Source organism: Streptomyces sp. NPDC007095 (assembly GCF_040634475.1).
GTDB lineage: Bacteria > Actinomycetota > Actinomycetes > Streptomycetales > Streptomycetaceae > Streptomyces.
This window is the reverse complement of record NZ_JBEYFS010000517.1, coordinates 1-1507: the sequence shown is the minus strand read 5'-3', so window position 1 is coordinate 1507 and position 1507 is coordinate 1. Positions and strand designations below refer to the sequence as shown.

Genomic DNA, 1507 nt, shown 5'->3' with positions numbered 1-1507 from the left:
GAGAGGCCGATGTAGGAGCCCATCGAGTCTCCTGCCAGCTGAAATGGAACGACGCGCCGGTCAGCCCCTCAGGGAACCCGCCCGTACTCCAGTTATCGCCTCCACGTGGATGTCGTCCCGGGTGATCAGCAGCACCCGGCGCTGGTCGCCGGTGCCCGCGACGACGATCGGGTCTGCGGCCTGGTTCTCGCCCCATCGACCCAAGTTGCGGCCGGTACGGCCGGTGCGGCCCTGCGGGTGCAGCGGCCAGCCTCGGTCATCGAGTTCGAACGGGACGAGCGCGGACGCCTGGCGCTGTTCCCAGTCGTGCACGTCGGCCGGTGTGGGCGCCGCCTCTGCCCAGTCGGGCACGTGGTGGGCCAGCGCCGACGGCCGCAGCTCAGGCGGCGTGATGTCCACGGGCGTGTACTCGCTCATGATGGATCTCTCCTTGCGGTTGGAGGGTGGAGGTGGCCAGGTGCAGGCGCATCCCGGCGGAGTCGGTGACGAAGGCCGCGGCTTCTTCGATCGCGCAGGCGGCAGACTCGGAGTCGTCCGTGTCGATCGGCGTAAGCGCGGCGGCCTGCGAGGCGACGGTCAGCAGCTGGCCCAGTGAGCCGAGCACGCCGTCCTGCGGGGCGGCCTCGTCGAACAGCTCACGCAGGACTTCGGCGAGGACGTCGGCGACGGCCGGTCCGGCCAGTTCGTCCTCGATCTGCTGGAGCGCGAGCTTGACGATCCCGGCGGAGGCGCGGACGCGCTCCAGGCGGGTACGAGGCGGCGTGGTCACCGGTGTCGGCCGGGGCGGGTGGTGAGCCATGTGGTGACGGCGGCGGCGCCGACGCCGATGGCGCGGTGCAGGGCCGCGTCCAGCTCCATCCATGCACTGCCCGGCCCCGTGATTTCCCTGGTGACCTCGCCTTCGTCGTCGAGGCGGGCCGCCTGGCAGTGCTCGATGTAGCCGGTCTTGCCGGTCTTCTTCGCGATCCAGAGCAGTGAGGCGCCGCGGTCGATCGCAGCATGCGTTCCGGCGTTGATGGCCGCGCCGGCGAGCAGCGCGCCGGGGGTGACTCGGTAGCCGAACGCGCGGGTGATTGCGACGGTGGCCCCGACCTGGACGGCGGTGTAGGACGCCACATGGCAGGCCACCGCACGTCGGCCGAGGGCGCTGGTGGTCATGGTCGGGCGGGTGGAGTCCGGGTCGGCGGGGGTGCCGTCGGCGTGGACCAGGTCCTCGCCGTACAGCCGCTTCCGCGACGCCGTTTTCGAGCCCTGGACCCAGTGGTCACAGGCGGGATGCAACTCGCCGAAGACGCTCAGCAGGGTGCCGAACAGGGCGAGGCGTTCTACGTTGACGGGCAGCCAGGGCATGCTGGAGTTCTCCTGATCTCGCAGAGGGTGAAGGGGAGTTGGGGCGGCTGGCGCGGTTCGAGCCCACACCCCACCCCCGCACGTCGAGTCCCAGTACTGCGCCATGTAGTCCGCGTCGGCACGGGCGGTGTTCAGATAGCGGCTGTCACCGGTCAGG

General features: G+C 70.8%; 3 protein-coding genes. All 3 read right to left on the bottom strand.

Annotated features, from left to right (window positions below):
- Positions 1-60: 60 nt before the first annotated feature.
- Positions 61-417, bottom strand: coding sequence for a hypothetical protein (locus ABZ656_RS57880; protein WP_360280801.1), 357 nt, complete (start codon positions 415-417; stop codon positions 61-63).
- Positions 380-769, bottom strand: a complete 390-nt coding sequence (locus ABZ656_RS57875) for a hypothetical protein (protein WP_360280798.1) — start codon at positions 767-769, stop codon at positions 380-382. Before ABZ656_RS57875 ends, ABZ656_RS57880 begins: the two co-directional genes overlap by 38 nt.
- Positions 766-1507: hypothetical protein (locus tag ABZ656_RS57870; protein ID WP_360280795.1), on the bottom strand; the 742-nt coding region annotated here is incomplete at its 5' end. The genes ABZ656_RS57875 and ABZ656_RS57870, both read right to left, overlap by 4 nt.